The sequence below is a fragment of the Streptomyces sp. NPDC060198 genome, assembly GCF_042728415.1.
Lineage (GTDB): Bacteria > Actinomycetota > Actinomycetes > Streptomycetales > Streptomycetaceae > Streptomyces.
Genome location: NZ_JBHWZJ010000061.1, coordinates 1 through 25701 on the forward strand (window position 1 = coordinate 1; position 25701 = coordinate 25701).

General features: G+C 72.7%; 19 protein-coding genes. 9 read left to right on the plus strand and 10 right to left on the minus strand.

The features are described from left to right. The first annotated feature begins 180 nt into the window (after positions 1-180). On the plus strand, positions 181-1743 hold the full coding sequence (locus ACFWEP_RS11160) for a peptidoglycan-binding protein (RefSeq protein WP_387368734.1): 1563 nt from the start codon (positions 181-183) through the stop codon (positions 1741-1743). A gap of 275 nt (positions 1744-2018) precedes the next feature. After that, a complete protein-coding gene (locus tag ACFWEP_RS11165; protein WP_387368736.1) occupies positions 2019-3281 on the plus strand; it encodes an MFS transporter in 1263 nt (420 codons plus the stop codon). 90 nt (positions 3282-3371) lie between these two features. Here ACFWEP_RS11165 and ACFWEP_RS11170 read toward each other — a convergent pair whose 3' ends face one another. The 5 genes from ACFWEP_RS11170 to ACFWEP_RS11190 all read right to left on the minus strand — a co-directional run bounded on the left by ACFWEP_RS11170 (position 3372) and on the right by ACFWEP_RS11190 (position 12350). Then, entirely contained in the window at positions 3372-7088 is a 3717-nt protein-coding gene (locus tag ACFWEP_RS11170) for a S8 family serine peptidase (RefSeq protein ID WP_387368738.1), read from the minus strand. A gap of 137 nt (positions 7089-7225) precedes the next feature. Next, positions 7226-8434, minus strand: a complete 1209-nt coding sequence (locus ACFWEP_RS11175) for an XdhC family protein (RefSeq protein WP_387368740.1) — start codon at positions 8432-8434, stop codon at positions 7226-7228. Positions 8435-8488: 54 nt separating this feature from the next. Continuing rightward, complete coding sequence (locus ACFWEP_RS11180; RefSeq protein WP_387368742.1) at positions 8489-10876, minus strand: xanthine dehydrogenase family protein molybdopterin-binding subunit; 2388 nt, start codon at positions 10874-10876, stop codon at positions 8489-8491. Then, positions 10873-11460 (minus strand): (2Fe-2S)-binding protein, encoded by a 588-nt coding sequence (locus ACFWEP_RS11185; RefSeq protein ID WP_387368744.1) that lies wholly within the window; start codon positions 11458-11460, stop codon positions 10873-10875. Before ACFWEP_RS11185 ends, ACFWEP_RS11180 begins: the two co-directional genes overlap by 4 nt. A 2-nt stretch (positions 11461-11462) precedes the next feature. Then, complete coding sequence (locus tag ACFWEP_RS11190) at positions 11463-12350, minus strand: FAD binding domain-containing protein (protein ID WP_387368746.1); 888 nt, start codon at positions 12348-12350, stop codon at positions 11463-11465. 299 nt (positions 12351-12649) lie between these two features. Here ACFWEP_RS11190 and ACFWEP_RS11195 point away from each other — a divergent pair, with 299 nt between their 5' ends. Then, on the plus strand, positions 12650-14392 hold the full coding sequence (locus tag ACFWEP_RS11195; RefSeq protein ID WP_387368768.1) for a PucR family transcriptional regulator: 1743 nt from the start codon (positions 12650-12652) through the stop codon (positions 14390-14392). A gap of 173 nt (positions 14393-14565) precedes the next feature. Next, entirely contained in the window at positions 14566-15351 is a 786-nt protein-coding gene (locus ACFWEP_RS11200; protein WP_387368748.1) for a hypothetical protein, read from the plus strand. A gap of 80 nt (positions 15352-15431) precedes the next feature. Here the strand turns inward: ACFWEP_RS11200 and ACFWEP_RS11205 are convergent, their stop codons facing one another. Further along, positions 15432-16238: a GntR family transcriptional regulator gene (locus ACFWEP_RS11205; protein WP_387368750.1), complete on the minus strand. Its 807-nt coding sequence runs from the start codon at positions 16236-16238 to the stop codon at positions 15432-15434. A gap of 153 nt (positions 16239-16391) precedes the next feature. On the opposite strand from ACFWEP_RS11205, the gene ACFWEP_RS11210 reads away from it, so the two are divergent. Together ACFWEP_RS11210 and ACFWEP_RS11215 are read left to right on the plus strand one after the other, a co-directional pair. After that, the gene (locus ACFWEP_RS11210; protein WP_387368752.1) at positions 16392-17246 is read left to right on the plus strand and encodes a (2Fe-2S)-binding protein; all 855 of its coding nucleotides are present in this window, start codon (positions 16392-16394) and stop codon (positions 17244-17246) included. 194 nt (positions 17247-17440) lie between these two features. Then, the gene (locus ACFWEP_RS11215) at positions 17441-18544 is read left to right on the plus strand and encodes a DUF2637 domain-containing protein (RefSeq protein WP_387368754.1); all 1104 of its coding nucleotides are present in this window, start codon (positions 17441-17443) and stop codon (positions 18542-18544) included. Positions 18545-18559: 15 nt separating this feature from the next. On the opposite strand, the gene ACFWEP_RS11220 is transcribed toward ACFWEP_RS11215, so the two are convergent. Then, the gene (locus ACFWEP_RS11220) at positions 18560-18925 is read right to left on the minus strand and encodes an ATP-binding protein (RefSeq protein WP_387368770.1); all 366 of its coding nucleotides are present in this window, start codon (positions 18923-18925) and stop codon (positions 18560-18562) included. A 280-nt stretch (positions 18926-19205) separates the two neighbouring features. Between ACFWEP_RS11220 and ACFWEP_RS11225 the strand changes: the two genes are divergently transcribed. Further along, entirely contained in the window at positions 19206-19667 is a 462-nt protein-coding gene (locus ACFWEP_RS11225; protein WP_387368756.1) for a ribonuclease domain-containing protein, read from the plus strand. Between the two features lie 100 nt (positions 19668-19767). On the opposite strand, the gene ACFWEP_RS11230 is transcribed toward ACFWEP_RS11225, so the two are convergent. Both ACFWEP_RS11230 and ACFWEP_RS11235 read right to left on the minus strand, forming a co-directional pair. Next, entirely contained in the window at positions 19768-21510 is a 1743-nt protein-coding gene (locus ACFWEP_RS11230) for a pyruvate dehydrogenase (RefSeq protein ID WP_387368758.1), read from the minus strand. Between the two features lie 129 nt (positions 21511-21639). Beyond that, positions 21640-23346, minus strand: a complete 1707-nt coding sequence (locus ACFWEP_RS11235) for a protein phosphatase 2C domain-containing protein (protein ID WP_387368760.1) — start codon at positions 23344-23346, stop codon at positions 21640-21642. 315 nt (positions 23347-23661) lie between these two features. On the opposite strand from ACFWEP_RS11235, the gene ACFWEP_RS11240 reads away from it, so the two are divergent. Together ACFWEP_RS11240 and ACFWEP_RS11245 are read left to right on the plus strand one after the other, a co-directional pair. After that, entirely contained in the window at positions 23662-24654 is a 993-nt protein-coding gene (locus tag ACFWEP_RS11240; protein WP_387368762.1) for a helix-turn-helix domain-containing protein, read from the plus strand. Between the two features lie 172 nt (positions 24655-24826). Continuing rightward, complete coding sequence (locus ACFWEP_RS11245; protein WP_387368764.1) at positions 24827-25309, plus strand: DUF456 domain-containing protein; 483 nt, start codon at positions 24827-24829, stop codon at positions 25307-25309. A 39-nt stretch (positions 25310-25348) separates the two neighbouring features. On the opposite strand, the gene ACFWEP_RS11250 is transcribed toward ACFWEP_RS11245, so the two are convergent. Continuing rightward, complete coding sequence (locus ACFWEP_RS11250; RefSeq protein ID WP_387368766.1) at positions 25349-25657, minus strand: hypothetical protein; 309 nt, start codon at positions 25655-25657, stop codon at positions 25349-25351. Positions 25658-25701: the final 44 nt, after the last annotated feature.

A 25701-nucleotide genomic window follows, 5' to 3' on the forward strand; every position in this document is an offset into this window, starting at 1 on the left:
CCGCCATGTACGGACGTACCGTCAGTTGTATTGCTCCGATGAGGTGTTGACCCGGCGCGCCGCACGGTGGCGTCGTTGTCATGCATTCTTCACATGGATAGCCTGTGCCCGCTCGGCAGCCCTTCGCCCACCCCACCGGGACCGAGGGCTCCCTCTCCCCCCACACACGCAGGAGCAGACATGCCCAGACGCCCCGCGGCCCCCGCGCGCCGTCGCGCCTCCGCCGCCGCCCTGGCGGCCCTCACCGTCGCGGCCGTCGTGACGGCGGGAGCGCCGACCCCGGCGTCGGCCGCGCCGGACCCGACCGCCAACTCCCTGAACCGGGCCTTCGCCCGCGCCGCCGCGGAGTACGGCGTACCCCGCGACCTGCTCGCGGCGGTCGGCTACGGCGAGACGCACTTCGACGGCCACCACGGACTCCCCAGCCAGGACAACGGCTACGGCGTCATGCACCTGGTGAGCAACCCGACCAACCGCTCCCTGGAGAAGGCCGCCGCCCTCACCGGAGCCTCGGCCGCCCGGCTGCGCGAGGACACCGCGACGAACGTCCTCGGCGGCGCCGCCGTGCTCCGCTCGTACGCCGACTCCCTCGGGCTCGACGGGGACGAGCGGCTCGACGTCGACTCCTGGTACCCGGCCGTCGCCCGGTACGGCGGCGCCGACGGGCCGGCCGCCGCGCTCTACGCGGACGCCGTCTACTCCTTCCTCGCCGGTGGTCTGCGAGGCAGGACCCCCGAGGGCGAGGAGGTCACCGTCACCTCGCGTCCGGTCTCCCCGGAGAAGGGCACCATCGCGCCGCCGGACGTCAGCACCCGGTCGGCGGACTACCCCTCGGCGCTCTGGGTGCCCGCCGCCACCACCAACTACAAGGTGGGCCGGACCGCGGACATCGACAAGATCGTCATCCACGTCACGCAGGGCTCGTACGCGGGCTCGATCAGCTGGTTCCAGGACCCCGCGGCCGTGGTCAGCGCCCACTACGTGATCCGCTCCTCGGACGGCCAGATCACCCAGATGGTGCGCGACAGCGACACCGCGTACCACGCCAAGAGCGCCAACGCCTCGGCCCTGGGCATCGAGCACGAGGGCTGGATCGACGACCCGAGCTGGTTCACGGACGCGATGTACCGCTCCTCGGCGGCACTCACCCGCTACCTCTGCGACAGGCACGGCATCCCGAAGGACCGGACGCACATCATCGGGCACAGCGAGGCGCCCGGAAACGACCACACGGACCCGGGCCCCTACTGGGACTGGACCACCTACATGCAGCTGGTCGACGGCACCACCGGTGGAACGACGGACGCGTTGAGCTTCGCCACCTACACGACCCAGCAGTCCGGCTCCAGCGGCTCCCAGGTCAAGGCCGTGCAGCAGCTCCTCAACACCCAGGGTTACGAGGCCGGTGCGCAGGACGGGGTGTTCGGCACCGAGACCAAGACGGCGGTCCAGAACTTCCAGCGGGCCCGCGGACTCAGCGCGGACGGCATCGTGGGCGCGAAGACCTGGACGGCTCTGCTGTCGGCCGGTGCCACCCCGGACCTGCGGCAGGGCAGCACCGGTGACGACGTCAGGCGCCTCCAGCGGTCGCTGACGGCGGCCCTCGGCTCGACCGTCGCCATCGACGGCCAATTCGGTTCGGGTACCGCCACCGCCGTACGCACCTTCCAGACCGACCACGCACTCACGGTGGACGGCATCGTCGGTACGGCGACCTGGGAGGCCCTCCAGGCCGGCGGCTGATCCGGAATCGGCGGGCGACGCGCGGGCGGGCCGGGAGCAGGTGCCGGTCCGCCCCGGCACGCGCCCTTACGCCGGGCCGGACCGGCTCGGTAGGCTGCGGCCCATGTTCCTCTCCCGTGCTTAGGCCCTGCCCGGCCATTCCCGCCGATCCGACGCGAATGGTCAGACACGGTCCAGGACACCGCTCCGCGCACGCTCCCACTCGGTGGCAGCGGCACTCCGGTGTCCCCGCACGCCCGCGTCGCGCCCGCGCGCCGCCTTTCCGAGGAACTCCCATGTCTTCCCTCTCCTATCGGGCCGTTCTCCGTACCCCGCTCGCCCCGACGGCCTTCGTCGCCTCTCTGTTCGGGCGCCTCTCCTACGGGACGGTGCCGCTCTCCCTCATGCTCGCCGTCTCCGGGACGACCGGCTCCTACGCGGCGGCCGGACTCGCCGGGGCCCTGTTCGGGGCCGCCGGTGTCGTTCTCTCCCCCGCACGGGCCGCCCTGCTGGACCGGTACGGAGCCCGCCGGGCCCTTCCGCCGATGGCCGGCGCCTACGCGCTCCTGCTCGCCGTGCTGGCCCGGGAGACCTGGCGGCCCGGGGCACCGGAGTGGCGGCTGGTGGCGCTCTCGGTGGCCGCCGGCTTCTGCATGCCCCCGATGGGGCCGGTGATGCGTGCCCTGTGGAGCGCCCTCCTGAGCGACCGCGACCTCCTGCGCAGGGCGTACAGCCTGGACGCGGTGGCCGAGGAACTGCTCTACGTCAGCGGCCCGTTGCTCGTCGGGCTCCTCGTCCTCCACGCGGTCCCGGCAGCTGGTCTGGCCGCCGGCGCCGCTCTCGTCCTGGCGGGGGCGCTCACGCTCGCGTACTCCCCTGCCGTCCGCGCCGGGGAGGCCGCCCGCACCGCGGGCGGAAGGGCCGTCCGCGCGGACGTCACCGGCGGGGCGGGCGTCGATGGCTCCGGGCGCCCGTCACCGCTGCGGACGGCGGGCGTGCGCCACGCCGTGACCGTCATGGCCGGCGTCGGGCTGGGGCTAGGGGCACTGGACCTCCTGGTCGTGGCCTTCGCGCCGGACCGCCCCCAGGCCGCGGCCTGGGTGCTGGCCGCCCTGTCGGCCGGAAGCGCGGTCGGCGGCCTCGCCCACGGCGCGCTGGCCCGGCGGGAGGGCGGTGTCGCGAGGGCGGCCGCCCTGACCGGGGCGTTCGGCGCGGCGCTGGCCGTCGCCGGTCTCTCCCCGCACGTGTCCGTCCTGCTGGCGCTCGCCGGTGTCGCCGGGCTGTTCGTCTCTCCGGTGATCACGACGGCGTACCTGCTGGCCGACGCCGCGGTCCACGAGGAAGCCCGCACCCGCGCCGGGGCCTGGGCCAACACCGCTTTCAACGCGGGGAGTTCACTGGGCGCCGCAGCGGCGGGCCTGGGTGTGGACCGGCTGCCGACGGCGGTGTGCTTCGCGCTGGCAGCCGTGCCCGCCCTGTCGGCGGCGGTGTTCGTGTCGAGAGCGCGCGGGGCACGCCGACGAGTAAAGGGCGCCGGCAAGACCGTCTCCGCCGCGTAACACAGCCCTTCGTCGCGGGCGCACGATGGCCCCGTACCCCTCGGCGGCAGAAGGGGTACGGGGCCACCATCGGTTCTCAGTGCACGGAGGTCACTTCAGGCCGAAGGCCCTGATGATCTCCTCGTCCACCGCGAGGCCGTCCGGGCCCTCGGCGTGCGCCTTGAGGGAGACCGAGGAGGCCCCCTTCTTCGGCGGGGTGAACGTCGCGGCCCACTGTCCGGACGCGGTCCTGCGCAGCTTGACGGTGCTCCACTGGGCACCGTCGTCGTAACTGACCTGCAGGGAGGCGCTCGTCGCCTTCACCGCGCCGTCCAGCCAGGCCTGCGTCCCGGCACCGAGGCCGAGTTCGACCTTCTTGCCCGCCTTCACGTCACCGGCGAGGTCGGTGTCGACGTCGAAGTCCAGTTGGATCAGAGGGATGTCGGCCTGGGCGTAGCCGCTCTCGCCAGGTGCCAGCGCCCCGGACCGGAACGACCACTCGCTGTGGGTACGGGTGGAGGACTTCCAGGTCCCGGCGTCCCGACGGGAGTCGAGGACCAACCGGTACGGCAGCTTCTCGGGTGACAGCTCCCAGGCGTACCCCGCCCGGCCCGCGCCTTCCTTGATCAGGGTGTCTCCCTGGTAGAAGGCGTAGCTGGTGGTGTCGTACTCGTCCTCCGGCATGGATCCGGAGTGCCCGTCGCCCGAGTCGGTCCACGGGGTGATGTTGAACTGCATGTCGTCGTAGGAGGTACGGAAGGGGCCCCAGTAGCCGGTGCCGAGGCGCGGGGAGGTGACCGGGGCGAACCATTCGTCCCGGTAGGTGCGGCCCGCCGTGTAGTCGAGTGAGGCACTGCGCATCTGGGCCGCGATGTCGGTGGCGGTGGCGTTGAGGACGGAGTGGTCCTCGTACCAGAAGGAGTCGCCGGGCAGCGGGGTCACCCATTCCTCGCGGACGCCGGGGTAGCTCTCGTACTCGTCGAATCCCACGCCCGGGCCGTACTCGGGGATGTCGTAGCGGTAGCCGGCGCCGAGCGTCTTCCTGGCGCCGTAGAAGGTGTTCTCCACCTTGGCGAGTTGGCGGGTGGACGGGGTGAAGGCCAGGGACCGGTCGGGGATGGTGCCGTCGTGGCGGTCGACGAGGTCGTAGAGGTAGTCGGCGAACTTCTTCTGGTCGACGGCTATCTTCTTGCCGCGCAGGGCGGCCTTGATCAGGGACTGTCCGGCGATGGTCTGTGCGGAGGCGACCGGAATCGCAGACTCGGTGCCCCACTCGGTGTAGGACTCCATGGCGATGCCTCGGCCGTCGTTGACGACGAAGAGCGCTTCGGCACCCGCCGCGACCGCGTTGGCGAGCCGGTCGGCGGGGGCGACGGCGTCGCTGCGGGTGATGACCACGGCTTTGCCCTTGGCACGGAGTCCCTTGTAGGCGGCGGCACTTCCGTCGTCCGCGTACACGGCGTCGAGCTTCTGCTCGCGGTCCTCGGCGACCACGGAGCCGACCTGCGGGGTGACCGGGACGTCGTCGCCGTCGGCCGTGACGTCGATCAGCTCCTCGCCCAGGCGCCAGCGGGTCAGGAAGCTGAAGCTGCCCTGGGTGACCTTCTTGGTGGGGGCCGCCCACAACTCGTCGTAGATCAACGGGATCTGGTAGAGGTCGCGCTGGACCAGACCGCTGGGCGAGGTCCGGGCCATGTCGTAGCGGAGTTGTCGGGTCTCGGACTCCTGCGGGGCCCGCGCGCTGATCTTGCGGGCCTTCGACGCGTCGAGGGTGATGGTCCGCGGGCCGGTGCCGAGGATCGTCTCGGGTGCGGCGAGGAAGGCGAGCGCCTTGGAGTCGGTGCGGTCACCGTCGATGTCGAGTGTGGACCAGGCGGAGTAGTTGCCCGGGGGAAGCCGCAGCGTGGTGTCGCCCGAGACGTTGACGACGCGCAGCGTAGGGTCTTCGAGTGCGGCGAAGACGACCTGGCCGTCGACCGGTTCACCCGCGCGGCCGCGGAGCTGGATGGTGAGGTCGTAGCGCTCCTCCTCCTTGGACACCGCGAAGCCCGTGTGGGCGACGGTCGCGCCGGTCGCGTCGGTGGCGAGGACCTGTCCCGAGAAGAGGGTGCCCGCGTCGACCTCGGCCGGGTCGATCGAGAGCACCGCTTCGGCGGTGGACCCGGCGGGGACGGTCAGCTCCGGGGTGGCGAGGGTGTACGCCTCGGAGTCAGAGTCGGTCGCCAGGTGCAGGGTGACGTCCTGCTTGCCGGTGTTGGTGTAGGTGATGGTGCGCTCGGCCACCTCGTCGGAGGCGTCGTGCGGCCAGGCGTAGTCGGCGACCTCGACGGAGCCGGTGGCCACGATCGTGGTGTCGACCGCCGCCTTGACGTCGACGCGTCCAGTGCCCTGCTCGTACGGGGTGTACGCGTCGAGTGGCCTGGACGAGCTCATCAGCGCGTCCTTGAGCCGGCTGCCGGACCAGTCGGGGTGGCGCTGCTTGAGGATGGCGGCGGCACCGGCGACGTGCGGGGTGGCCATCGACGTACCGTCCATCGACTGGTACATGCCCTCCATGCCGGGGACCGACTGGGAGGCCGCCGCGTTGATGCCGACGCCCGGGGCGGAGAGGTCCGGCTTCAGGCCGTGGGTGTTGATCAGCGGGCCCATGGAGGAGAAGTCCGCGCGGTTGTCCTGCTTGTCGACGGCGGCGACGGTGAGCGCCTCGGCGGCGGAGCCGGGGGCGCTGATGGTACCGGCGCCGTAGGAGTTGCCGGCCGCGATGACGAAGAGGGGGCCGCCGTCCGCAGAGAGGACGTCGACCGCCTGGGCCATCGGGTCGCTGCCGTCGTCCGGCACCGGGGCGCCGAGGCTCATGGAGACGACGTCGGCGCCTTCGGCCTTCGCCCACTCCATCGCCTCGATGATGCCGGAGTCGGCGCCCTCGCCGCTGTCGCCGAGCACCTTGCCGATCAGCAGCCCCGCGCCGGGGGCGACGCCCTTGTTCAGCCCGCCCGACGCCGCGCCGGAGCCCGCGACGGTCGAGGCCACGTGGGTGCCGTGGCCGTTCTTGTCGTCCACGTCCTCGCCCGGGACGAAGCTCTTCGACTCCAGGACACGGTCCTTGACGTCCGGGTGGTCGGCGTCGATACCGGTGTCGAGCACCGCGACCTTGATGCCCGTGCCGTCGTACCCCTCCGCCCAGGCGGCGGGGGCGTTGATCTGCGGTACCGATTCGGAGAGCAGGGCCGTCGAACGGCCGTCGAGCCAGAGCTTGGACAGGCCCGCGTCCAGCGAACGGGCCTTCTGCGAACCGGAGATGTCCTGCCAGAAGGTCCGGGCGTCCGCCTTGTCGGCGGTGAGTGCCGCTCCGTGGATCGACTCCAGGGTGCGCGTCTTCCTGGCGCCGTCCGGCGCGACGGGCAGCGAACGCGCCACGGACTGCGGGTAGGTGGCGATCAGCGGGATACCGCCGGTCCCCTCGTCGTCGTACCCCATTGCGATCAGCGCGGAGATGTTGAAGAGCCTGCGGTCGAGCTTGCCCGCGGCGAGGAGGGAGGTGGCCTCGTCGGGCAGGACGTAGAGGTCGTCACCGGCCTGCTGCACGTGGACGCCGCCGGTCGCGCCGTCCGGGCGGTCGACGGTGACCGTGCCGTCGTCGCCGGCTCCGACTCCCTCGACGTAGTGCACCACGTCGCCGGTGACGAGGGTGACGTCGTGGCTCTGCGGTTCGGCCGCCTGCCGGGGATGCGCGAGGGGAGCCTGGGGGTTCGCCGGGTGGGGGGATGCCGAAGCGGAACCGGCGACGGGAAGCATGACACCGCTCACGAGCGCGACGGAAGTCGCCATGAGGAGGAGTGTGCGTCCCTGACGAGCGGGTCTCGCCCGGCCGGAAACGGAGGGGGCTGAAAATGTCATGGTGCTGATCTACCGGTAAATGACGGGCGGCAAAGCGGTTTCGTATTGGCAGGAAGCCGCCGTGGCGGCTAACCGCCCGGAGCGAAAAGGGCGTTCAGGACGGCGACGTCCGGAGTGGCGACATCCACGGGGCCGGCGCCCGTGAAGGGGGCCGCCGTGTGATGGATCGGGGTACGGGCGCCGGTGAGCCGCGCGCCGCTGCCGCCGTGCCGCTCGGCGACGATCTCCGCCATGATCGAGAGGGCCGTCTCCTCGGGCGTCCGCGCCCCGAGGTCCAGCCCGATCGGCGAGTGCAGACGGCCCAGTTCGTGCGCGGTGACGCCCTCTTCCCGCAGCGCCGCTTCCCGGTCACGGTGGGTGCGCCGCGATCCCATGGCGCCGATGTACCCGACGGGCAACCGCAGGGCGGTCTTCAGCAGCGGTACGTCGAACTTCGGGTCGTGGGTGAGGACGCAGAGTGCGGTACGCGCGTCGACCTCGGCCGTCGCGAGGTAGCGGTGCGGCCAGTCGACGACGATCTCGTCGGCCTCGGGGAAGCGGGCGGCCGTGGCGAAGACGGGCCGGGCGTCGCAGACCGTGACCCGGTAGCCGAGGAACGCGGCAGCGCGGGTCAGTGCGGAAGCGAAGTCGACGGCCCCGAAGACGATCATGCGGGGTGGCGGCACGCTCGACTCCACGAACACGGTGACGGGTAGGCCACACCGCGAGCCTCCCGTGCCGACGGTGACCGGGCCGGTGCGCCCGCCGTCCAGCATCGCCCGCGCTTCCGCGACGACGGCGCGCTCGAAATCTTCCGATGAAGTTGACGTACCGTCATCGCCACCTGCCCCCGCAGCACTCGGGGCAACGACCACGGCCCGCCCCAGGAGTTCGGGCGGGCCGTCGACGACCCGGGCGAGCGCGGTGGGCAGTCCGGCCGCCGATGCCGCGAGCGCCGACGCCACGACCGGCCGGACGCCGTCGCCGGCCCGGACCGGGGTGACCAGCACCTCGATGGTCCCGCCGCAGGTGAGGCCGACCGCGAAGGCGTCGTCGTCGCTGTAGCCGAACCGCTCGCGCACGGTGATCCCGTCGTCCAGGGCCTGACGGCACAGTTCGTACACCGCACCCTCCACGCAGCCGCCCGAGACCGAGCCGACCGCCTCGCCGGCCTGGTCGACGGCGAGGGCGGCGCCCGGCTGTCGAGGTGCGCTCCCGGTGACCCGGACGACCGTGGCGACGGCGAAGTCCCTTCCCTGCACGGTCCATCGGTGCAGTTCGGCGGCGATGTCCAGCATGCTTCTCTCCTCTCGTGCGGCGTCGGAACAGGGGACGTCGCGCCGGGAAACGGGTCAGGTGCCGGTGAGGTGCTCGGGGCGTACCGGGGTGCGGTTGAGTTCCAGGCCCGTCGCCGCCCGGATCGCGGCGAGGACGGCGGGGGTGGCCGAGAGGGTGGGGGCCTCGCCGACGCCCCGGAGACCGTACGGGGCGTTGTGGTCGGCGAGTTCGAGGACGTCGAGGGGGATGGGCGGGGTGTCGAGGATGGTCGGGATCAGGTAATCGGTGAAGGACGGGTTGCGGACTCTGGCGGTCTTCGGGTCGACGAGGATCTCCTCCATCACGGCGACGCCGAGCCCTTGGGTGGTGCCGCCCTGGATCTGTCCGGCGACGGCGAGCGGGTTGAGGGCCTTCCCGACGTCCTGGGCGCAGGCGAGTTCGACCACCTTCACGAGTCCCAGTTCGGTGTCCACCTCCACGACGGCGCGGTGGGCGGCGAAGGAGTACTGCACATGGCCGTTGCCCTGGCCGGTGCGGAGGTCGAAGGGTTCGGTGGGGCGGTGGCGCCACTCCAGCTCCACTTCGACCACCTCGTCTCCCAGGACGTCGGCGATGCCGGCGAGGGCCTCACCGCCGACGGTGACGACCTTGCCGTCCTCCAGTAGCAGTTCGGCGGTGGCCCAAGCGGGGTGGTACGTACCGAACTTGGCGCGCCCCAGTTCCAGCACGCGCTCCCGGACGGCCTCGCAGCTGTTCTTGACCGCGCCGCCGGTGACGTACGTCTGGCGGGAGGCGGAGGTGGAGCCGGCCGAGCCGACCCGGGTGTCGGCGGGCTGGACGGTGACCTGGCCGACGCCGAGTTCGGTGCGCGCGATCTGGGCGTGCACGGTGACACCGCCCTGTCCGACCTCCGCCATCGCGGTGTGCACGGTCGCGACGGCCTCGCCGTTGATGACCTCCATCCGGACCCGGGCGGTGGAGTAGTCGTCGAAGCCCTCGGAGAAGCCGACGTTCTTCAGCCCGACCGCGTACCCCACGCCCCGTACGACGCCCTCGCCGTGCGTGGTGTTGGAGAGGCCGCCGGGCAGTGCGCGCAGGTCGACCGGCCCGGTGGCCAGCCACTGCCGCTCGGGCGGCAGCGGGCGGGACTTGACGCGGCGCAGGAGTTCGGCGACGGGTGCGGGCGAGTCGCAGGGCTGCCCGGTGGGCAGCAGGGTGCCCTGCTCCATCGCGTTGATCCGGCGGAACTCCACCGGGTGCAAACCGAGTTCCGCGGCGAGCTTGTCCATCTGCGCCTCGTACGCGAAGCAGGCCTGGACGGCTCCGAAGCCTCGCATCGCGCCGCAGGGAGGGTTGTTGGTGTAGAGGGCGAGCGCCTCGATGTCGACGTCGTCCACGGCGTAGGGTCCCACCGAGAGCGATGCGGCGTTGCCGACGACGGCCGGAGAGGACGAGGCGTAGGCGCCGCCGTCCAGCACGATGCGGCACTTCACGTGGGTCAGCCTGCCGTCGCGGGTCGCGCCGTGCTCGTAGGTGAGCCGGGCGGGGTGGCGGTGGACGTGTCCGAAGAAGGACTCGAAGCGGTTGTAGACCATCTTGACCGGCTTGCCGGTGCGCAGCGCGAGCAGGCAGGCGTGGATCTGCATGGACAGGTCCTCGCGGCCTCCGAAGGCGCCGCCGACACCGGCCAGCGTCATCCGGATCTTCTCCTCGGGGAGGCCGAGGACGGGCGCCATCTGCCCCCGGTCGGAGTGCAGCCACTGGGTGGCGACGTAGAGGTCCACGCCACCGTCGTCGGCGGGTACGGCGAGTCCGGACTCGGGGCCGAGGAACGCCTGGTCCTGCATGCCGAAGACGTAACTGCCGCGCACGATCACGTCAGCGCGGGCCGCTGCCGCCGCCGCGTCGCCGCGCACGACCGGCTGGCGGTGCACGACGTTGGGGTGCGGGACGTGCGCGCTGTAATGGTCGTCGCGGCCCTCGTGGAGCAGGACGGCGTCCGGGGCGGTGGCGGATGCCTCGTCGGTGACGACGGGGAGTTCCGCGTAGTCGACGCGGATCTTCGCGGCGGCGCGGCGGGCGGTCTCGGGGTGGTCCGCGGCGACCAGGGCGACCGGTTCGCCGTGGTGGCGGACCCGGCCGTGGGCGAGGGCGGGGGTGTCCTTGATCTCCAGGCCGTAGTTCTTCACGGCGGTGGGCAGGTCGTCGTGGGTGAGCACCGCGTACACGCCGGGGGTGGCGAGCGCCTCCGCGACGTCGATGGAGCGGATCTCGGCGTGCGCGGTGGTGGAGCGCAGGGTGTGCCCCCAGAGCATGTCCTCGTGCCACATGTCGGAGGAGTAGGCGAACTCCCCCGTGACCTTGAGGGTGCCGTCGGGGCGGAGGGTGGACTCGCCGATCCCGCCCCGGGTGGGTGAGTGCTGGGTGAGGCCGACCGGGGTGCCGGTGGTCGTCTTCGTCATGGCCGGACCGCCGCTCCGGAGCGGGCGGCGGCGAGGCGGACCGCGTCGAGGATCTTCTCGTAGCCGGTGCAGCGGCAGAGGTTGCCGGAGAGCGCCTCGCGGATGTCCTGGTCGGACGGGGAGGGCCGTTGTTCGAGCAGTTCGTCGGCGGCGACCAGGAGTCCGGGGGTGCAGAAGCCGCACTGCACGGCTCCGGCGTCGATGAAGGCCTGCTGGACCGGGGAGAGCGGGGGGCCGTCGGGTCCTGGGGCGGCCTGCCACGCGCGGGCCTCGTCGAGGCCGGTGCCGCAGCCCCGGGCCGCGCAGCCGCTGCCGGGGTGGGCGTCGGCGCGGTGGCGGGCGTAGTCGGCGAGCCCTTCGACGGTGGTGACCTCGCGGCCCTCGGCCTGCCCGGCGGCGACCAGACAGGCGCAGACGGGCACTCCGTCGAGGCGGACGGTGCAGGAGCCGCACTCGCCCTGTTCGCAGGCGTTCTTGGAGCCGGGCAGGCCCATGCGTTCGCGCAGGACGTACAGGAGGGACTCGCCCTCCCAGACGTCGTCCGCCTGCTGCGGCCGGCCGTTGACAGTGAAGTGGACGCGCATGGTCAGCGGGCTCCTTCGAGGGTGCGGCCGGTGCGGTACTGCTCCCAGGTCCAGCCGAGGGTGCGGCGGGCGAGGACGCCGACCGCGTGCCGGCGGTAGCGGGCGGTGCCGCGGACGTCGTCGATCGGGTTGCAGGCTCCGGAGGCGAGGCCGGCGAATTCGCGGGCGACGGAGGGGGTGATGATGTCGCCGCTCTCCCAGAAGCCGCCTTCGTCGAGCGCGGCGTTCAGGAACTCCTCGGCGGCGGTGGCGCGGACCGGGGTGGGCGCGGCGGAGCCGATGCCGGTGCGCACCGTGCGCGTCCGGGGGTGCAGGGCGATCGAGAAGGCGCAGACGGCGATGACCATGGCGTTGCGGGTGCCGACCTTGGAGAACTGCTGCGGGCCGTCCGCCTTCGCGACGTGCACGGCGCGGATGAGTTCGTCGGGGGCGAGCGCGTTCCGTTTGACGCCGGTGTAGAACGCGTCGATCGGGATCATCCGGGTGCCGCGCACCGACACCGCCTCGACCTCCGCGCCCGCGGCGAGCAGCGCCGGGTGCGCGTCCCCGGCCGGTGAGGCGGTGCCGAGGTTGCCGCCGACGCCGCCCCGGTTGCGGATCTGCGGGGAGGCGACGGTGTGCGCGGCGAGGGCCAGTCCGGGCAGCTCGGTCCGCAGGTGTTCCATGATCGCGCTGTACGGCACCGAGGCGCCGAGGCGTACGGTCCGCTCGCCGACCTCCCACCGGGAGAGTTCGCCGATCCGGCTCAGGTCGAGGAGGTGGTCCGGGCGGCGGTGGTCGAAGTTGATCTCGACCATGACGTCCGTGCCGCCCGCCAGCGGGACGGCCGCCGGGTGCTCGGCCTTGGCGGCGAGCGCGTCCTCCCAGGCGGCGGGTCGAAGGAAGTCCATGAGTGGCTCTCTTCTCGATGGGCTGCGCAGGGTGGAGGGGCCCCGTGGGGCCGGGGAGCGGTCGCTCTTCATCAGTTGTTGACGCAGGGTGTCCTTCAGTACACAAGCCGTGCTCCAACCGGTGCAGTCACCGAAACAATGAAGGAGTTGGCTGGTCTCCTCGCTCGTCTTGTAGATTCGAACGAATGGTGAGGGTCGGAAACCTCGCCGCAATTCACAGGACTCCTGGACCATCACTGGGCTCCTGGACCTTCACCGGGGCCCTGGACCTACGGAAAAAACAGATCGGCGGCAACGAGATGCGGCTGCGCGCACTGCTGGACACGGACGCGCTGGGGCTGCGGCTGCTCGGCGGCGAGGACGAGCTGGACCGTCCGGTCCGGGGCGTCATGACGACGGACCTGCGCGACCCCAGCCGCTACCTCTCCGGCGGCGAGGTCGTGCTCACCGGACTGGCGTGGCGCCGGGACGCAGCGGACTCCGAGCCTTTCGTGCGGATACTCGCCCAGGCCGGGGTCAGCGCACTGGCGGCGGGCGAGGCGGAGCTCGGACCCATACCCGGCGACCTGGTCGAGGCCTGTCTGCGCCACCGCATGCCGCTCTTCGCGGTGAACGAGACGGTTGCCTTCGCGACGATCACCGAACACGTCGTACGGCAGGTGTCGGGCGAGCGCGCCGGAGACCTGGCCGCCGTCGTGGACCGGCACCGCAGGCTGATGACCTCCGGCCCGGCGGGCGGCGGCCCCGAGGTCGTACTGGACCTGCTCGCCGGGGATCTGTCCCTGTCGGCGTGGGTGCTCTCGCCCACCGGACGCCGGATCGCCGACGCGGGGAAACCGCTGCCCGGCCCGGTCGCGACGGCTCTCGCGGGCCGTCACCTGGCGGCGGCCAGGACCGGTCGCCGGGGTCCGCACGCGACCTCGGTGGACGGCACCACGTACGCGCTCTTCCCGATCCGGAACACCGGCCGGAGCGCCGTGCCCGACCCGCAGGACCCACGCGGGTCCACCCTCTCGGAGTGGCTCCTCGCGGTGGAGGCCGACCCGGGCGACTGGCCCGAGGCTCGGCTGGACCTGCTCCAGGGGGTCACCCAGTTGATCGCCGTGGAGCGCGACCGGCGCGACGCCGCGCGCACGGTGCGTCGGCGGCTGGCCCAGGAGGTGCTGGAGCTCGTGCAGACCGGCGCCGCCCCGGCCGAGATCGCGGCCCGGCTGCGGGTGGCGGCACCGGTGCTGCTGCCCGGCCTCGGTACCGCACCGCACTGGCAGGTCGTGGTGGCACGGGTGGAGTGGGAGGCGGCCCCGGAAGGCGGCTCCCCCGTCCGCAGCGGCGCACAGGACCACGCGGGGGGGCCGGTGGCCCAGGCGCTGCTGGAGGAGATCCTGGTCGATCCGGCGGTCACCGGGCCGGATTCGGCCGACCGGATAGCGGTGGCGTACACGGAGGACGAGGCCATCGCGCTCGTACCGCTGCCGGCGGTCGCCCCGCCCGGGCAGGCACCCGGCGAGGGGCCCGGGAACGACGGCTCCGCCTACGGGGCGGACCCCGCTCTGCGCGCGAGCACCCTGCTGGACGCGGTGCGCGAGCCGCTCTCGGCGGGACTCGCGGACGACGGCCGGCTCACGCTGGGCGTCAGCGCGGCCGTCCACTCGGCCGAAGGGCTGCACGGCGCACTGGAGGAGGCCCGGCACGCCCGCCGGGTCGCGGCGGCCCGACCGGGCCGGGTCTGCGCGGCGGGCCACGACGAGCTGGCCTCGCACGTACTGCTGCTGCCGTTCGTCCCGGACGACGTACGACGGGCCTTCACCGCGCGGCTGCTGGACCCGCTGCGGAGCTACGACGAACGCCACCGCGCCGAGCTGATCCCGACGCTGGAGGCGTTCCTGGAGTGCGACGGTTCCTGGACCCGCTGCGCGACCCGCCTCCACCTGCACGTCAACACGCTGCGCTACCGCGTCGGGCGTATCGAGCAGTTGACGGGTCGCGACCTCGCCCGGCTGGAGGACAAGCTCGATTTCTTCCTCGCCCTGCGCATGAGCTGACCTTCCTCGTCCGGCCGGGCACCGCCCGGGCGCGACAAGGCCGACACTCGTTTGTGAAATCTTTCACCTGAACCTGGCCCGCCCTCTTGGCCGGGCTGCCGATCCGTGCTGAGATGCGCCCACACTCAACAGCTCAATGGCGCGCTCGGGGAGGCAATGTGGCGTACACCGCCATGTCTGGGTCCGGAACGACAGCCGATGACGAACCTCCTCTCCTGACCGCGGTGTGGCGGTTGCGCTCCCGCGCCTGTTGGACGGACGCCGCAGCCCTGCTCGGCCCGAGCGCCGCGACCGACCCGGTCGCGGCCCTCCAGCGCACCACGCTGCTGACCGAGCGCTGCCTCTACACGACCGAGGGCTGGACCGAGGCGGAGGAAGCCCTGCGGACGGCCGAGGCGCTCGCCAAGGACAACGCCGAGCGGGGAGCCGCGGCCTGCGAGCGCGGCTACCTCGCGTACGCCTCCACCCTGCTCGGCATCCGCGACCGCGCCGACGAGGCGTCCGTGGCGCTGAGCCGCGCGGCGGCCCTGCTCGCCCCGGACGCACCGGGCCGGCCCCTGCTGGACTTCCGGCGCGGGCTGATCGCGCAGAACATCGCCCGGGCGCCCGACTCCGCGCGGACCGCCTTCCGCCGGGCGCACACGGGTGCCACCGCCCAGGGGGACGCGTTACTGCTCTCCTTCACCTGGCGCCACCTGGCGTCCCTGGCCCTGAGCGAGGGGGATCTGCCGCAGGCACGCCACGGGTTCGCGGAGTCGCTGCGGATACGGGAGGAGCTGGGCTATCTCGTCGGCACGGCACCCGCGCTGATCTCCCTCGCCGAGACCGAGACGGAACCGGTGGCCACCCGGCTGCGCGCCGAGGCGGGCCGCCTCTTCCGGCTGCTGGGCGGTGTACCCACCTGGCTCGCCCCGCTGCTCGACGAGCCGCCGGAGCCGCAGGTCGCCGCGGCGAACTGAGCCCGGCCCGGGTCCGCGTGCGCCCGGCCCCCGCCCCGGGCGCACGCGCACGCGTGCCCCGGAGGCCGCCCGAGCCGCTTTCAGGCGTCCGCCGGGCTCCGGTAGTGCTCCGCCACCAGGGCCCGCACGGCCGTCAGGTCACGATCGCTCAGCGCGTCCAGCAGTGCGGTGTGCTGCGCCGCGTCGGCCCGCAGGCTCGCGGGCCGGCCCGGCGCGGTCCCCGGAAGCGGTCCGGGACAGCGACGGTGGAGGTCGTCGGCGAGGGCCACCAACTGGGCGTTCTGGGCGAACCCGAGCACCGCCCGGTGGAAGGCGCGGTCGCTCTCCGTGTAGGCCGAGCGGTCGCCGGTCGCCGCCGCCGCGACCGTGGCCTCCGCCAGCGGGCGCAGCGTCGCCCAGCGGCAGGCCGGCACGGTCCGGGCGAGCCGCAGCACGACGGGTGCCTCCATCAGCGCACGGACCTCGGCCAGCTCGGCCAGTTCGCGCGGGCCGCGCTCGACGATGCGGAAGCCCCGGTTCGGGACGACCTCCACCGCCCCCTCGGCGGCCAGCCGCTGCATCGCCTCGCGCACCGGGGTGGCGGACACCCCGAAGCTCGCGCCGAGCGCGGGGGCGGAGTACACGTGCCCCGGGACGAGCTCCCCCGAGGCCAGGGCGTCCCGCAGGGCGTCCAGGATCTGCCCGCGTACGGAATACCGGTGGACGGGAGGGGTCACGGCGGCCTCGCCGTGGGTGTGGTCGCCCCGCGCCGAGCCGTGCCCCGCCTGCGCGGGCACCCGGGGGGCCGTACCGGCTCCGGACGCTTCGAACGCCCCGGAAGCACCGGGACGCACCGCCGGGTACGCGGAGTACGCCGGCGCGTCCTGCCGCGTTCTGCCCTGCTCCACCGGTCCTCCTCGCACCCGTCCCGCCCCGACCGCGTCGTCCCTCTCGGACGGCGCCACCCGTGCACGATAGGCGCAGGAGCCCGAGGTCCACACGTCGATCACGTCGGGTAAGGTAAGCCTTGCCTGCCAGCGCTCGCGATTCGGTGGTCCCGCATGACCGTTCCCCCGGTGCCCGTAGGCACCGCCGCACCGGCCTCCCCGGTGGCCTCCGCGTACGCGCGCCTCGCCGAGGTCTTCCCCGGGCTGCGCACCGACGTACTCGACCGGACGGCACCACTGCCCTCCGGCTCCGGCTGGGTGCGCACCGACGCGCTCGCCTCGGGCGGCGCGGTGGTCGACACCTTCCTGGAGTGGGACGAGGCACAGATCCTGCGCGACTACCAGCAGCGGGCCCGCCCGGACGTGGTGGCCAGCTTCGGGCTCCACCGGTACGCCTGGCCCGCCTGCCTGCTGGTGACCCTGCCGTGGTTCCTGCACCGGAGGGTGCCGCGGGTCCCGGTCGAGGACGTGGCGTTCCAGCGGGCACTGGGCCACTTCGCCGTCCGCGTACCGGAATTCGCCTGCCTGCCCGACGACCCGGCGGCCTCGCACCCCGACGCGCGCGTCGTGCCGGACGAAGCGGCGCTCCGGGCCGAGGTGCTGGCCTCCGTCGCCGCCCACATGGGCCCGGTCCTGGAGGGCTTCGGACCGCGCATGCGGCGCGGGAAGCGGGCGCTGTGGGGCATGGCGACGGACGAGATCGTCGAGGGCCTCTGGTACATCGCCCATCTGCTGGGCGAGGAGACCCGGGCGATGACCGAGCTGGAACGCCTGCTCCCGGGCGCCACCAAGCCCTACGTCGGGGCGGCCGGCTTCCGCGAACTGACCGGCCCGGGCGGCGAGTCGCTGCCGACCCGCGACCGCGCGAGCTGCTGTCTCTTCTACACGCTGCGCCCCGAGGACACCTGCGTGACCTGCCCGCGCACGTGCGACAGCGACCGCGTGAAGAGGCTCGCCACGGCCCCCTGATCGACACCACCCGCACGAGGGAGTCCCTCTCGAATGCAACTCCTCGATATCGTGCGGCAGTTCGACCAAAATGGGGTCACCTGTACGTTCCAGGCCCCCCGAAGGCGTGCTCTTGCCCCGAATCCGCTTGGAACGGGCGGAAGTTCCGTCACGATGGCGTCCGAAAACGCCCTACGTGACCCGAGGAACCGCGCATGAGACTCACCGACATGTCGCTCGACTGGCTGCTTCCGGGCGCCGTACTGCTCGTGGGAGTCCTGGCGGCGGTGACGGTGGTCGCACGCGGCAAGCGTGCGGCCGGCAAGGCCTCGGCCGACGACACCTGGGAACGCAGCGAGGACCGCCGCAGGCGCAAGGAAGCCCTCTACGCGACGGCCTCCTACCTCCTGCTGTTCTGCTGCGCGGCCGTCGCCGCCGCGCTGTCCTTCCACGGCCTCGTCGGCTTCGGCCAGCAGAACCTCGGCCTCGGCGGAGGCTGGGAGTACCTCGTCCCGTTCGGTCTCGACGGTGCGGCCATGTTCTGTTCCGTGCTGGCCGTACGGGAGGCGAGCCACGGAGACGCGGCGCTCGGATCGCGGCTGCTGGTGTGGACGTTCGCAGGGGCGGCGGCCTGGTTCAACTGGGTCCACGCCCCGCGCGGCCTCGGCCACGCGGGCGCACCGCAGTTCTTCGCGGGGATGTCACTCTCGGCGGCCGTGCTCTTCGACCGCGCGCTGAAGCAGACCCGCAGGGCCGCACTCCGCGAACAGGGCCTGGTTCCCCGGCCGTTGCCGCAGATCCGGATCGTCCGCTGGCTGCGCGCCCCGCGGGAGACCTTCGACGCGTGGTCGTTGATGCTCCTCGAAGGTGTGCGCACCCTGGACGAGGCGGTGGACGAGGTGCGCGAGGACCGCCGCGAGCAGGAGCAGGACCGCCTGCGCAGGCGGGGCCAGGAGAAGCTGGACCGAGCCCACATCAAGGCGCTCAACAGGCAGAACCGCGCCTGGAACAGGGGCCGGAACGGCCGCCAGGTGGAGGCTCCGGCCCTGCCCCCCTCGCCGGTCCCGGAGCGGCCCGCCGTGGAATCCGCCACGACGGAACCGGGCCAACTGCCGCTGCGGCCCCGGCCACCGTTGCAGGCCGTCAGCGGCTCGCAGCGGACGGCGGGCGAAGCCGCCGGCGCGAGGAACGGCACGCCGGGCTCCGGTCCCGGCGGCGAGCCGCTGGTCGACCTCACCGCCGAGGACGACACCCAGGCCCTGCCGCGTCTCGACTCCCTGGAGCGCAAACTCAAGGACCTTGAGCAGCAGTTCGGCTGAGTGCACCCGGCGGCCTCAACCGGCCACCTCGAACCAGACCACCTTGCCCAGCGCCTGCTTCTCCACCCCCCAGGCGTCCGCGAGGCTCCGCACCAGGATCAGCCCCCGGCCGTGCGTACCGTCGTCGGCGTTCGGTACGTACGACCGGGGCATGCCCGACGCGAAGTCACGCACCTCCACCCTGACCTTCGCCCCCTGGACCGTGGCCGTGACGGCCGCACCGTTGCGGGTGTGGATCAGCGCGTTGGTCAGCAGTTCGCTCAACAGCAGTTCCGCGGTCTCCACGGCCTCGGTGCCGATCCGGGGCCGGAGGAAGTCCCGGAGATCACGCCGGACCTTTCCGACCGCGGAGCTGTCCGTGTGTCCGAGGCGGCGGTACAGACACTCGCCCTGCCCCTCTCCCCCGCCGGGGGGCCGTCCACCGCTTCCGCGGTGCCCGGCCTTGTCGTGACGTTCCATCATGTCCCCCGACCGCACGCCGAATCAGCCTCCTTCTGCCTCGATCCCTCGAACGCCCTCACGCAATGCATGCCCCGTCACCGCACGATCACGCTTGGTCGCGCACGGCGGCTCCGACGGGCGACGCCCTGGGTTAACTTCCTGAAAACTTCCCGGAGTTACCGTTGACGCGGAGGGATCTACGCGCGTCATCATAGGGCCCATGCGAATCCCCCCACGGGTCATCACGCTCGGCGGCACCGCCGCCCTCCTGTCCGCGCTCCTCGTCGGCGCCCCGGCGTCGGCCGCCGTCACGGACCCCTCCCCCACCTCCACCGCGGCGTACGCCTCCTCCCCGGCGTACGCCGCCTCCGCCCCCTACGCACTGCTCTCCGCCGCCTCGGTCGGCAGCATCTGCTACTCCGCCCTCCCGTCCCAGGCGCACGACACGCTCGATCTCATCGACGCCGGAGGCCCCTTCCCCTACTCGCAGGACGGCGTGGTGTTCCAGAACCGCGAGGGCGTCCTGCCCGCCAAGGCCACCGGCTACTACCACGAGTACACGGTGGTCACGCCGGGTTCCTCGACCAGGGGCGCCCGGCGGATCGTCACCGGTTCGGCGGTGCAGGACTACTACACCGCCGACCACTACGTGACCTTCGACCTCGTCGACCACGGCTGCTGACGGGTCACTCCCACCACGACATCCGGTTCCGCCCGCGCCGCCGCCCCCCACCGGCGGCGCGGGCCCGACCGGGTCCGCGTCCCCCGTGGTGCCCGACGGGTCACGGCCGAGGGACGTTGCGCAGGTTGGAGCGGGCCATCTGGAGCATCCGGCCCACCCCTCCGTCCAGCACGATCTTCCCGGCGGAGAGTGCGAAGCCGGTCACCATGTCGGCGCTGATCTTCGGCGGGATGGACAGGGCGTTCGGATCGGTGACGATGTCCACCAGCGCCGGCCCCTTGTGCCTGAAGGCGTCCCGCAGGGCGCTCTCCAGCTGCTTCGGCTTCTCCACCCGGACGCCGTAGGCACCGGCCGCACGCGCCACCGCGGCGAAGTCCGGGTTCTTGTTGGTCGTGCCGAACGAGGGCAGTCCGGCGACCAGCATCTCCAACTCCACCATGCCGAGGGAGGAGTTGTTGAACAGGACGACCTTGATCGGCAGGTCGTACTGGACGAGAGTGAGGAAGTCGCCCATCAGCATGGAGAATCCGCCGTCGCCGGACATCGAGACGACCTGGCGGTTGCGATCGGTGAACTGTGCGCCGATCGCCTGGGGCAGGGCGTTGGCCATCGAGCCGTGGCTGAACGAACCGATCACCCGCCGCCTGCCGTTGGGCGTCAGATAGCGTGCCGCCCAGACGTTGCACATGCCCGTGTCGACGGTGAACACCGCGTCCTCGTCGGCGATCTCGTCCAGGACCGAGGCCACGTACTCCGGGTGGATCGGCACGTGCTTCTCGACCTTGCGGGTGTACGCCTTGACCACGCCCTCCAGCGCGTCGGCGTGCTTCTTCAGCATCCGGTCGAGGAACTTGCGGTCGCTCTTCGGCTTGACCCTCGGCGTGAGGCAGCGCAGTGTCTCGCGCACGTCGCCCCAGACGGCGAGATCGAGTTTGGAACGCCGTCCCAGCCGTTCCGGACGGACGTCGACCTGGACGATCTTCACGTCGGTCGGCAGGAAGGCGTTGTACGGGAAGTCGGTGCCGAGCAGGATCAGCAGATCGCACTCGTTGGTCGCCTCGTACGCGGCGCCGTAGCCGAGCAGTCCGCTCATCCCGACGTCGAACGGGTTGTCGTACTGGATCCATTCCTTGCCGCGCAGCGCGTGGCCGACCGGCGACTTCACCTTCTCGGCGAACTCCATCACCTCGGCGTGCGCGCCCGCCGTGCCGCTGCCGCAGAACAGCGTGACCCGCTTGGCCTCGTCGACCATCCGGCAGAGCTTGTCGATCTCCTCGTCGCCCGGGCGGACCGTGGGCCGTGAGGTGATCAGAGCGTGCTCGACCGACTTCTCGGGCGCCGGCTGGGAGGCGACGTCACCGGGCATGGAGACGACGCTGACGCCTCCCCGGCCGATGGCGTGCTGGATCGCCGTCTGGAGGAGGCGCGGCATCTGCTGCGGGTTGGAGATCATCTCGTTGTAGTGGCTGCACTCCTGGAAGAGCAGCTCCGGATGGGTCTCCTGGAAGAAGCCGAGTCCGATCTCGCCCGAGGGAATGTGCGAGGCGAGGGCGAGCACCGGCGCCATGGAACGGTGGGCGTCGTACAGTCCGTTGATCAGGTGGAGGTTGCCGGGGCCGCAGGAGCCTGCGCAGGCCGCGAGGTCACCGGTGATCTGCGCTTCGGCGCCTGCCGCGAAAGCCGCGGTCTCCTCGTGCCGGACCTGGATCCACTCGATGCCCTTGTGACGCCGGATGGCGTCGACGACCGGGTTCAGGCTGTCGCCGACGACGCCGTACATCCGCTTCACTCCCGCCCGTACGAGAATGTCGACGAACTGCTCCGACACGTTCTGCTTGGCCATGGGAATGCGCCCTCTCTGCCCGTGCTCCGTGCACGCTCGGCTGTCCGGACTCCGGAACCCGAAACTCCCGAACCCCGGGGAATCGCAGCCGGACGGTCTCCGCAGTCCATCAACCCACGGCGGGCGCGGTTACGCCTCCCAGACCGCGGCGGCCGTACGGTCCTCGGCGTGTCCCTCGACACGGATCTGGAGATCCGCCAGGAATTCGGCGAGGCCGGGTGCGCCTTCGGGAGCCCAGCGCGCGGCGAGTTCCCCCGCGAGCGCCGGCTCTGCGCGCATCGGGCCGGCGAGCCCGGGGGAACAGAGCAGCAGCGTGTCACCCGAACGGGCCACGGAGGCCCGGAACCTGAAAGGTTCGGACGGTGGAGGCACCGGGTCCTCGATGTACGGTCCCGGGGGCGTCACGATCTGGAGGTCCAGCGTCAGCCGGTCCTCGGCGGGGCCGGGCGTGCCCGTGGCGACCGGCTCGCGCGGCGGCGAGCCGAAGCCGACGACCGCCTCACCGGTGGCCGCCCCGCCCTCCGGGAGAGCGGGTTCGAGGTCCTGCCAGACGCCGTCGCGGAGCCGGAAGAGGCCTCCGCCGCCGACGCCGAAGAAGACCCGGGTGCGGCACCGCGGATCGGCGGACAGCAGCAGGCAGCGCAGTTCGACGAAATGGTCCCGCGGGTCCAGCCCCAGTTCGGTGGCGCGGGACCGGAGCTTGCCGTAGGTACGGTCGGTGAGCCGGTGGAGTCCGGACTTCAGGTCGCCCCGGCGTCCGGCCCGGATGTCCTCGGAGAGCCGTGCGTGGCTGCGGCCCACCGCGCCGCCGATCCAACGGCAGGCATCCGCCGCCGCGAGGTGCGCCCCTTCCGCGCCCCGGGTTCCCCGGGCGACTGCGACGAGGACGAGGCCGCCCTCGCCGCTGCCGAACCGGGCGGTGAGCAGCGCGTCGCTCCGGGGTTCGCCGCGGAAGCGGGCCGCGTCGCCGCGCACGGAGACGGTGCGGAGCGTGTACGTGCCGTACCGGGCGCCGTCGAGGACGGTGTCGGGAACGAGTCCGTCGAGGTTGAGCGGGGTGGTGGCCGGCAGGGTGGCGGGCTCGGCCTCGAAGGCCGGCGAGCGCTCCCCGAGGTGTCCGGGAGCGGCGGGTCGGCGTCCGGTGACCGGGTGCGGCGCATCCGCATCATGCGGGGCGGGGCCCTTTGCATGCCTGCCACCGGCCGTGTCGGTCCGGCTCTCCCCCGAGGCGGGCTCCGGCTCCGGCTCCGGGGGGACGGGCACGGCGAAGGTGCGGAGTTCCGGCGGCCCGGCGGGCGCCTCCCACGGTGCCGCGAACCGGACGGCTCCGGGCGGCGGCACGGTGCGCGGCGCGGGCGGGCGCTGCGGCGGCGGTCCCGGCACCGGCGGGGGCGGCTGGGACGGGCGGGACCCGGACGGGCGCGGCTGCGGCGCGGGTGACACCGCGCGCGGCCAGGCGTCCGTGATCACGGTGTCCTCGTGGTCCTGGTCCGCGAGGAGCGCCTCCTCGTCGTCGGTCCCGGGCCGGGGCACGGCGGCCCGGAAGCCGGTCCGGGGATCCGTCTCCCCGTCGAGGTCCGCGTCGGCGTGCGGCGCGTACGGACCCGCGTCGGCGTACGGGCCGGCCGCCGGGTCGTCGCCGTACGCTCCCGCGCCCGGCCGGCCGTCGAGCGGGCCCGGCGGCGCCGGCGAACTCACCGCGTCCGCGGCGGAGTCGAAGCGGTCGTCCAGACTGTCCCGCACGGCGGCGGGTCCGGTGTCCGGCGCGGCCCCGTCGTAGAGCTTGCGCCACCACTCGTCCTCGTGGGCGGTGGGGTTCTCCCCCTGCTGACTCATGCCCTCATTGTCCACCGGGAACGGCGGACCAAACCGGGTCGCCGCGGAAAAAGGTGACCGGAGTGGGCCCGCCGGGCTGCCCCACCCCCCACAGGAAGGGCGCCCGGCGTGCCGGTCCCGGTGGGCCGGGGCGGCTGTACCGGGCACGTGCGATGCGCACGTGGAACAGCCCCGGGCGAGGCCACCTTGGCAGGGAGGCCACCGGTACGGGGATGATGGGCGCGGCGGGTTTGCGCCGTGGCCGTTTCCCGCCACGGCGGATCGGCCGGTGCAGGTGATGCGTGATTCGCGACGCACGGGGAGGGTCCGAGGAGAATGCTGAGTGCCATAGGTCTCGACGAACGACAGGAAGCCGCCTATCGCGCGCTGGTCGCCTTGGGGGCGGCCGAACTCCCGCATCTCGCGCACCGTTTGGGACTGCCGGAGGCGGAGACCGAGCGGACCCTGCGCCGACTGGAACAGCAAGGGCTCGCCGCACAGTCGTCGGCCCGCTCCGACCGGTGGGTGGCGGCGCCGCCGGGCGTCGCGCTGGGCGCTCTGCTGATCCAGCAGCGGCACGAACTGGATCAGGCGGAGCTGGCGTCGGCGCTGCTGGCGGCCGAGTACCGCGCCGAGGCGAGCGAACCGACCGTGCACGATCTGGTGGAGGTGGTGACCGGGGCGAGCGCGGTGGCCCAGCGCTTCCACCAGTTGCAGCTGGGCGCGGTCTTCGAGGTCTGCGCGCTGGTGACCGGGAAACCGATCGCGGTGAGCGGCATGGACAACGAGTCCGAGGAACGGGCAGCGTCGCGCGGGGTGTCGTTCCGCGTGATCATCGAGCGGGAGATGCTGTCACTGCCGCAGGGCATCGTGGAGATCTCGACCGCACTGGGCCGGGACGAACAGTGCCGGGTGGTGGAGCGGGTGCCGACGAAACTGGTGGTCGCGGACCGCGCATTGGCCATGGTGCCGTTGACCGGCCGGAACGCCGAGCCCGCGGCCCTGGTCGTCCACGCGAGCGGACTACTGGAGTCGCTGATGGGCCTGTTCGAGGCCGTCTGGCGCGAGGCGGTGCCGCTCCGGCTGGGTGAGCAGGGATGTCTGAAGGAGGGCGAGAACGGCCCCGACTCCACCGATCTGGAGATCCTGTCGTTGCTGCTCGCGGGCCTGACGGACGCGAGTGTCGCCAAACAGTTGGAGCTGGGGCTGCGGACCGTTCAGCGCCGGGTGAAGGGGCTCATGGAGCTGACGGGCGTGTCGACCAGGCTCCAGCTCGGCTGGCACGCGTACGAGCGCGGGTGGGTGGCCCGCGTCCACCCCCGGCCCTGACCCCGGCCACGGCCCCACCCCGGCCTTGATCCCGGCCCTGGTCCCGGCCCTGGTCCCGGCCACGGCCCGCTCGGGCCGGGTTCGGGACGGCGGCCGCCGTCCCGGGACCGGGCACGCCCCTTGGGACCTGCGCTGACGCGCGGGAACGCGGGGCCTTTGGCAGTCTGGGCGAATGAGTGTGTGGCAGCTCGTCGCCGTGGGCCTGGTGATGCTGCTCGGGCTGGTCGGGGTTCTGGTCCCCGGTGTACCGGGCCAGGCGATCGTCTGGGCCGCCGTGCTGTGGTGGGCCCTGACCGACGTGTCGCCGCTCGCCTGGGGGGTGCTGATCGGGTCGACGGCCGTCCTGCTGCTGAACCAGGCGCTGAAGCCGTTGCTGCCGCCCCGCCGGCCGAGGGAGTCGGGGGCACCGCGCCGGACCCTGCTCATCGGCGGGCTGTCCGCCATCGGGGGGTTCTTCGTGCTGCCGGTGGTGGGCGGTGCCCTCGGTTACGTCGGCGGTGTCTACGGCGTCGAGCGGCTGCGGCTGGGGTCCCGGAGCGCCGGCCGGGCCTCGGTCAGGTCGGTGATGCGGGCCACGGGTTACGCGCTGCTGGTGGAGCTGTACGCGTGTCTGCTGGTGGTCGGGGCGTGGCTGGGCGCGGTCGTCCTGGGCTGAACCGCCCCGGACCGCCCGCGCCCGCCCGCCCGCGCCGGTTCACTCGCGGCGCCAGCCCTCCGCCTCCACCGTGTCGGTGTCCCCCTCGGCGAGCCTGCCGAACAGCCGGAGCACGTCCTCGGTGGTGGCCTTCTCGATCACGCCGGGGACGAGCGTGTCGTCCTCCACGTTCTCCCAGAGCAGCAGCCCTCCCGCGTAGGCGGTCAGCGACCAGCCGGAGTCGTGGGTGAGCGAGATGTCCGGGTTCTCGCGGTCGCTCTCGCCGAGGGAGGCCACGGCCGCCCGTACGGCGTCGGCGTCGGGCTCCTCGACCGGAGTGCCCGTGATGTCGTACATGAAATAGGTCATGCCACTCATTAGCTCATCACGTCCGCCGGACCGGGGCACCGGCC

Coding starts and splice junctions, on each gene's coding strand:
- ACFWEP_RS11160 (WP_387368734.1), top strand. CDS start 181: ATGCCCAGACGCCCCGCGGCCCCCGCGCGCCGTCGCGCCTCCGCCGCC.
- ACFWEP_RS11165 (WP_387368736.1), top strand. CDS start 2,019: ATGTCTTCCCTCTCCTATCGGGCCGTTCTCCGTACCCCGCTCGCCCCG.
- ACFWEP_RS11170 (WP_387368738.1), bottom strand. CDS start 7,088: ATGGCGACTTCCGTCGCGCTCGTGAGCGGTGTCATGCTTCCCGTCGCC.
- ACFWEP_RS11175 (WP_387368740.1), bottom strand. CDS start 8,434: ATGCTGGACATCGCCGCCGAACTGCACCGATGGACCGTGCAGGGAAGG.
- ACFWEP_RS11180 (WP_387368742.1), bottom strand. CDS start 10,876: ATGACGAAGACGACCACCGGCACCCCGGTCGGCCTCACCCAGCACTCA.
- ACFWEP_RS11185 (WP_387368744.1), bottom strand. CDS start 11,460: ATGCGCGTCCACTTCACTGTCAACGGCCGGCCGCAGCAGGCGGACGAC.
- ACFWEP_RS11190 (WP_387368746.1), bottom strand. CDS start 12,350: ATGGACTTCCTTCGACCCGCCGCCTGGGAGGACGCGCTCGCCGCCAAG.
- ACFWEP_RS11195 (WP_387368768.1), top strand. CDS start 12,650: ATGCGGCTGCGCGCACTGCTGGACACGGACGCGCTGGGGCTGCGGCTG.
- ACFWEP_RS11200 (WP_387368748.1), top strand. CDS start 14,566: ATGTCTGGGTCCGGAACGACAGCCGATGACGAACCTCCTCTCCTGACC.
- ACFWEP_RS11210 (WP_387368752.1), top strand. CDS start 16,392: ATGACCGTTCCCCCGGTGCCCGTAGGCACCGCCGCACCGGCCTCCCCG.
- ACFWEP_RS11215 (WP_387368754.1), top strand. CDS start 17,441: ATGAGACTCACCGACATGTCGCTCGACTGGCTGCTTCCGGGCGCCGTA.
- ACFWEP_RS11225 (WP_387368756.1), top strand. CDS start 19,206: ATGCGAATCCCCCCACGGGTCATCACGCTCGGCGGCACCGCCGCCCTC.
- ACFWEP_RS11230 (WP_387368758.1), bottom strand. CDS start 21,510: ATGGCCAAGCAGAACGTGTCGGAGCAGTTCGTCGACATTCTCGTACGG.
- ACFWEP_RS11235 (WP_387368760.1), bottom strand. CDS start 23,346: ATGAGTCAGCAGGGGGAGAACCCCACCGCCCACGAGGACGAGTGGTGG.
- ACFWEP_RS11240 (WP_387368762.1), top strand. CDS start 23,662: ATGCTGAGTGCCATAGGTCTCGACGAACGACAGGAAGCCGCCTATCGC.
- ACFWEP_RS11245 (WP_387368764.1), top strand. CDS start 24,827: ATGAGTGTGTGGCAGCTCGTCGCCGTGGGCCTGGTGATGCTGCTCGGG.
- ACFWEP_RS11250 (WP_387368766.1), bottom strand. CDS start 25,657: ATGACCTATTTCATGTACGACATCACGGGCACTCCGGTCGAGGAGCCC.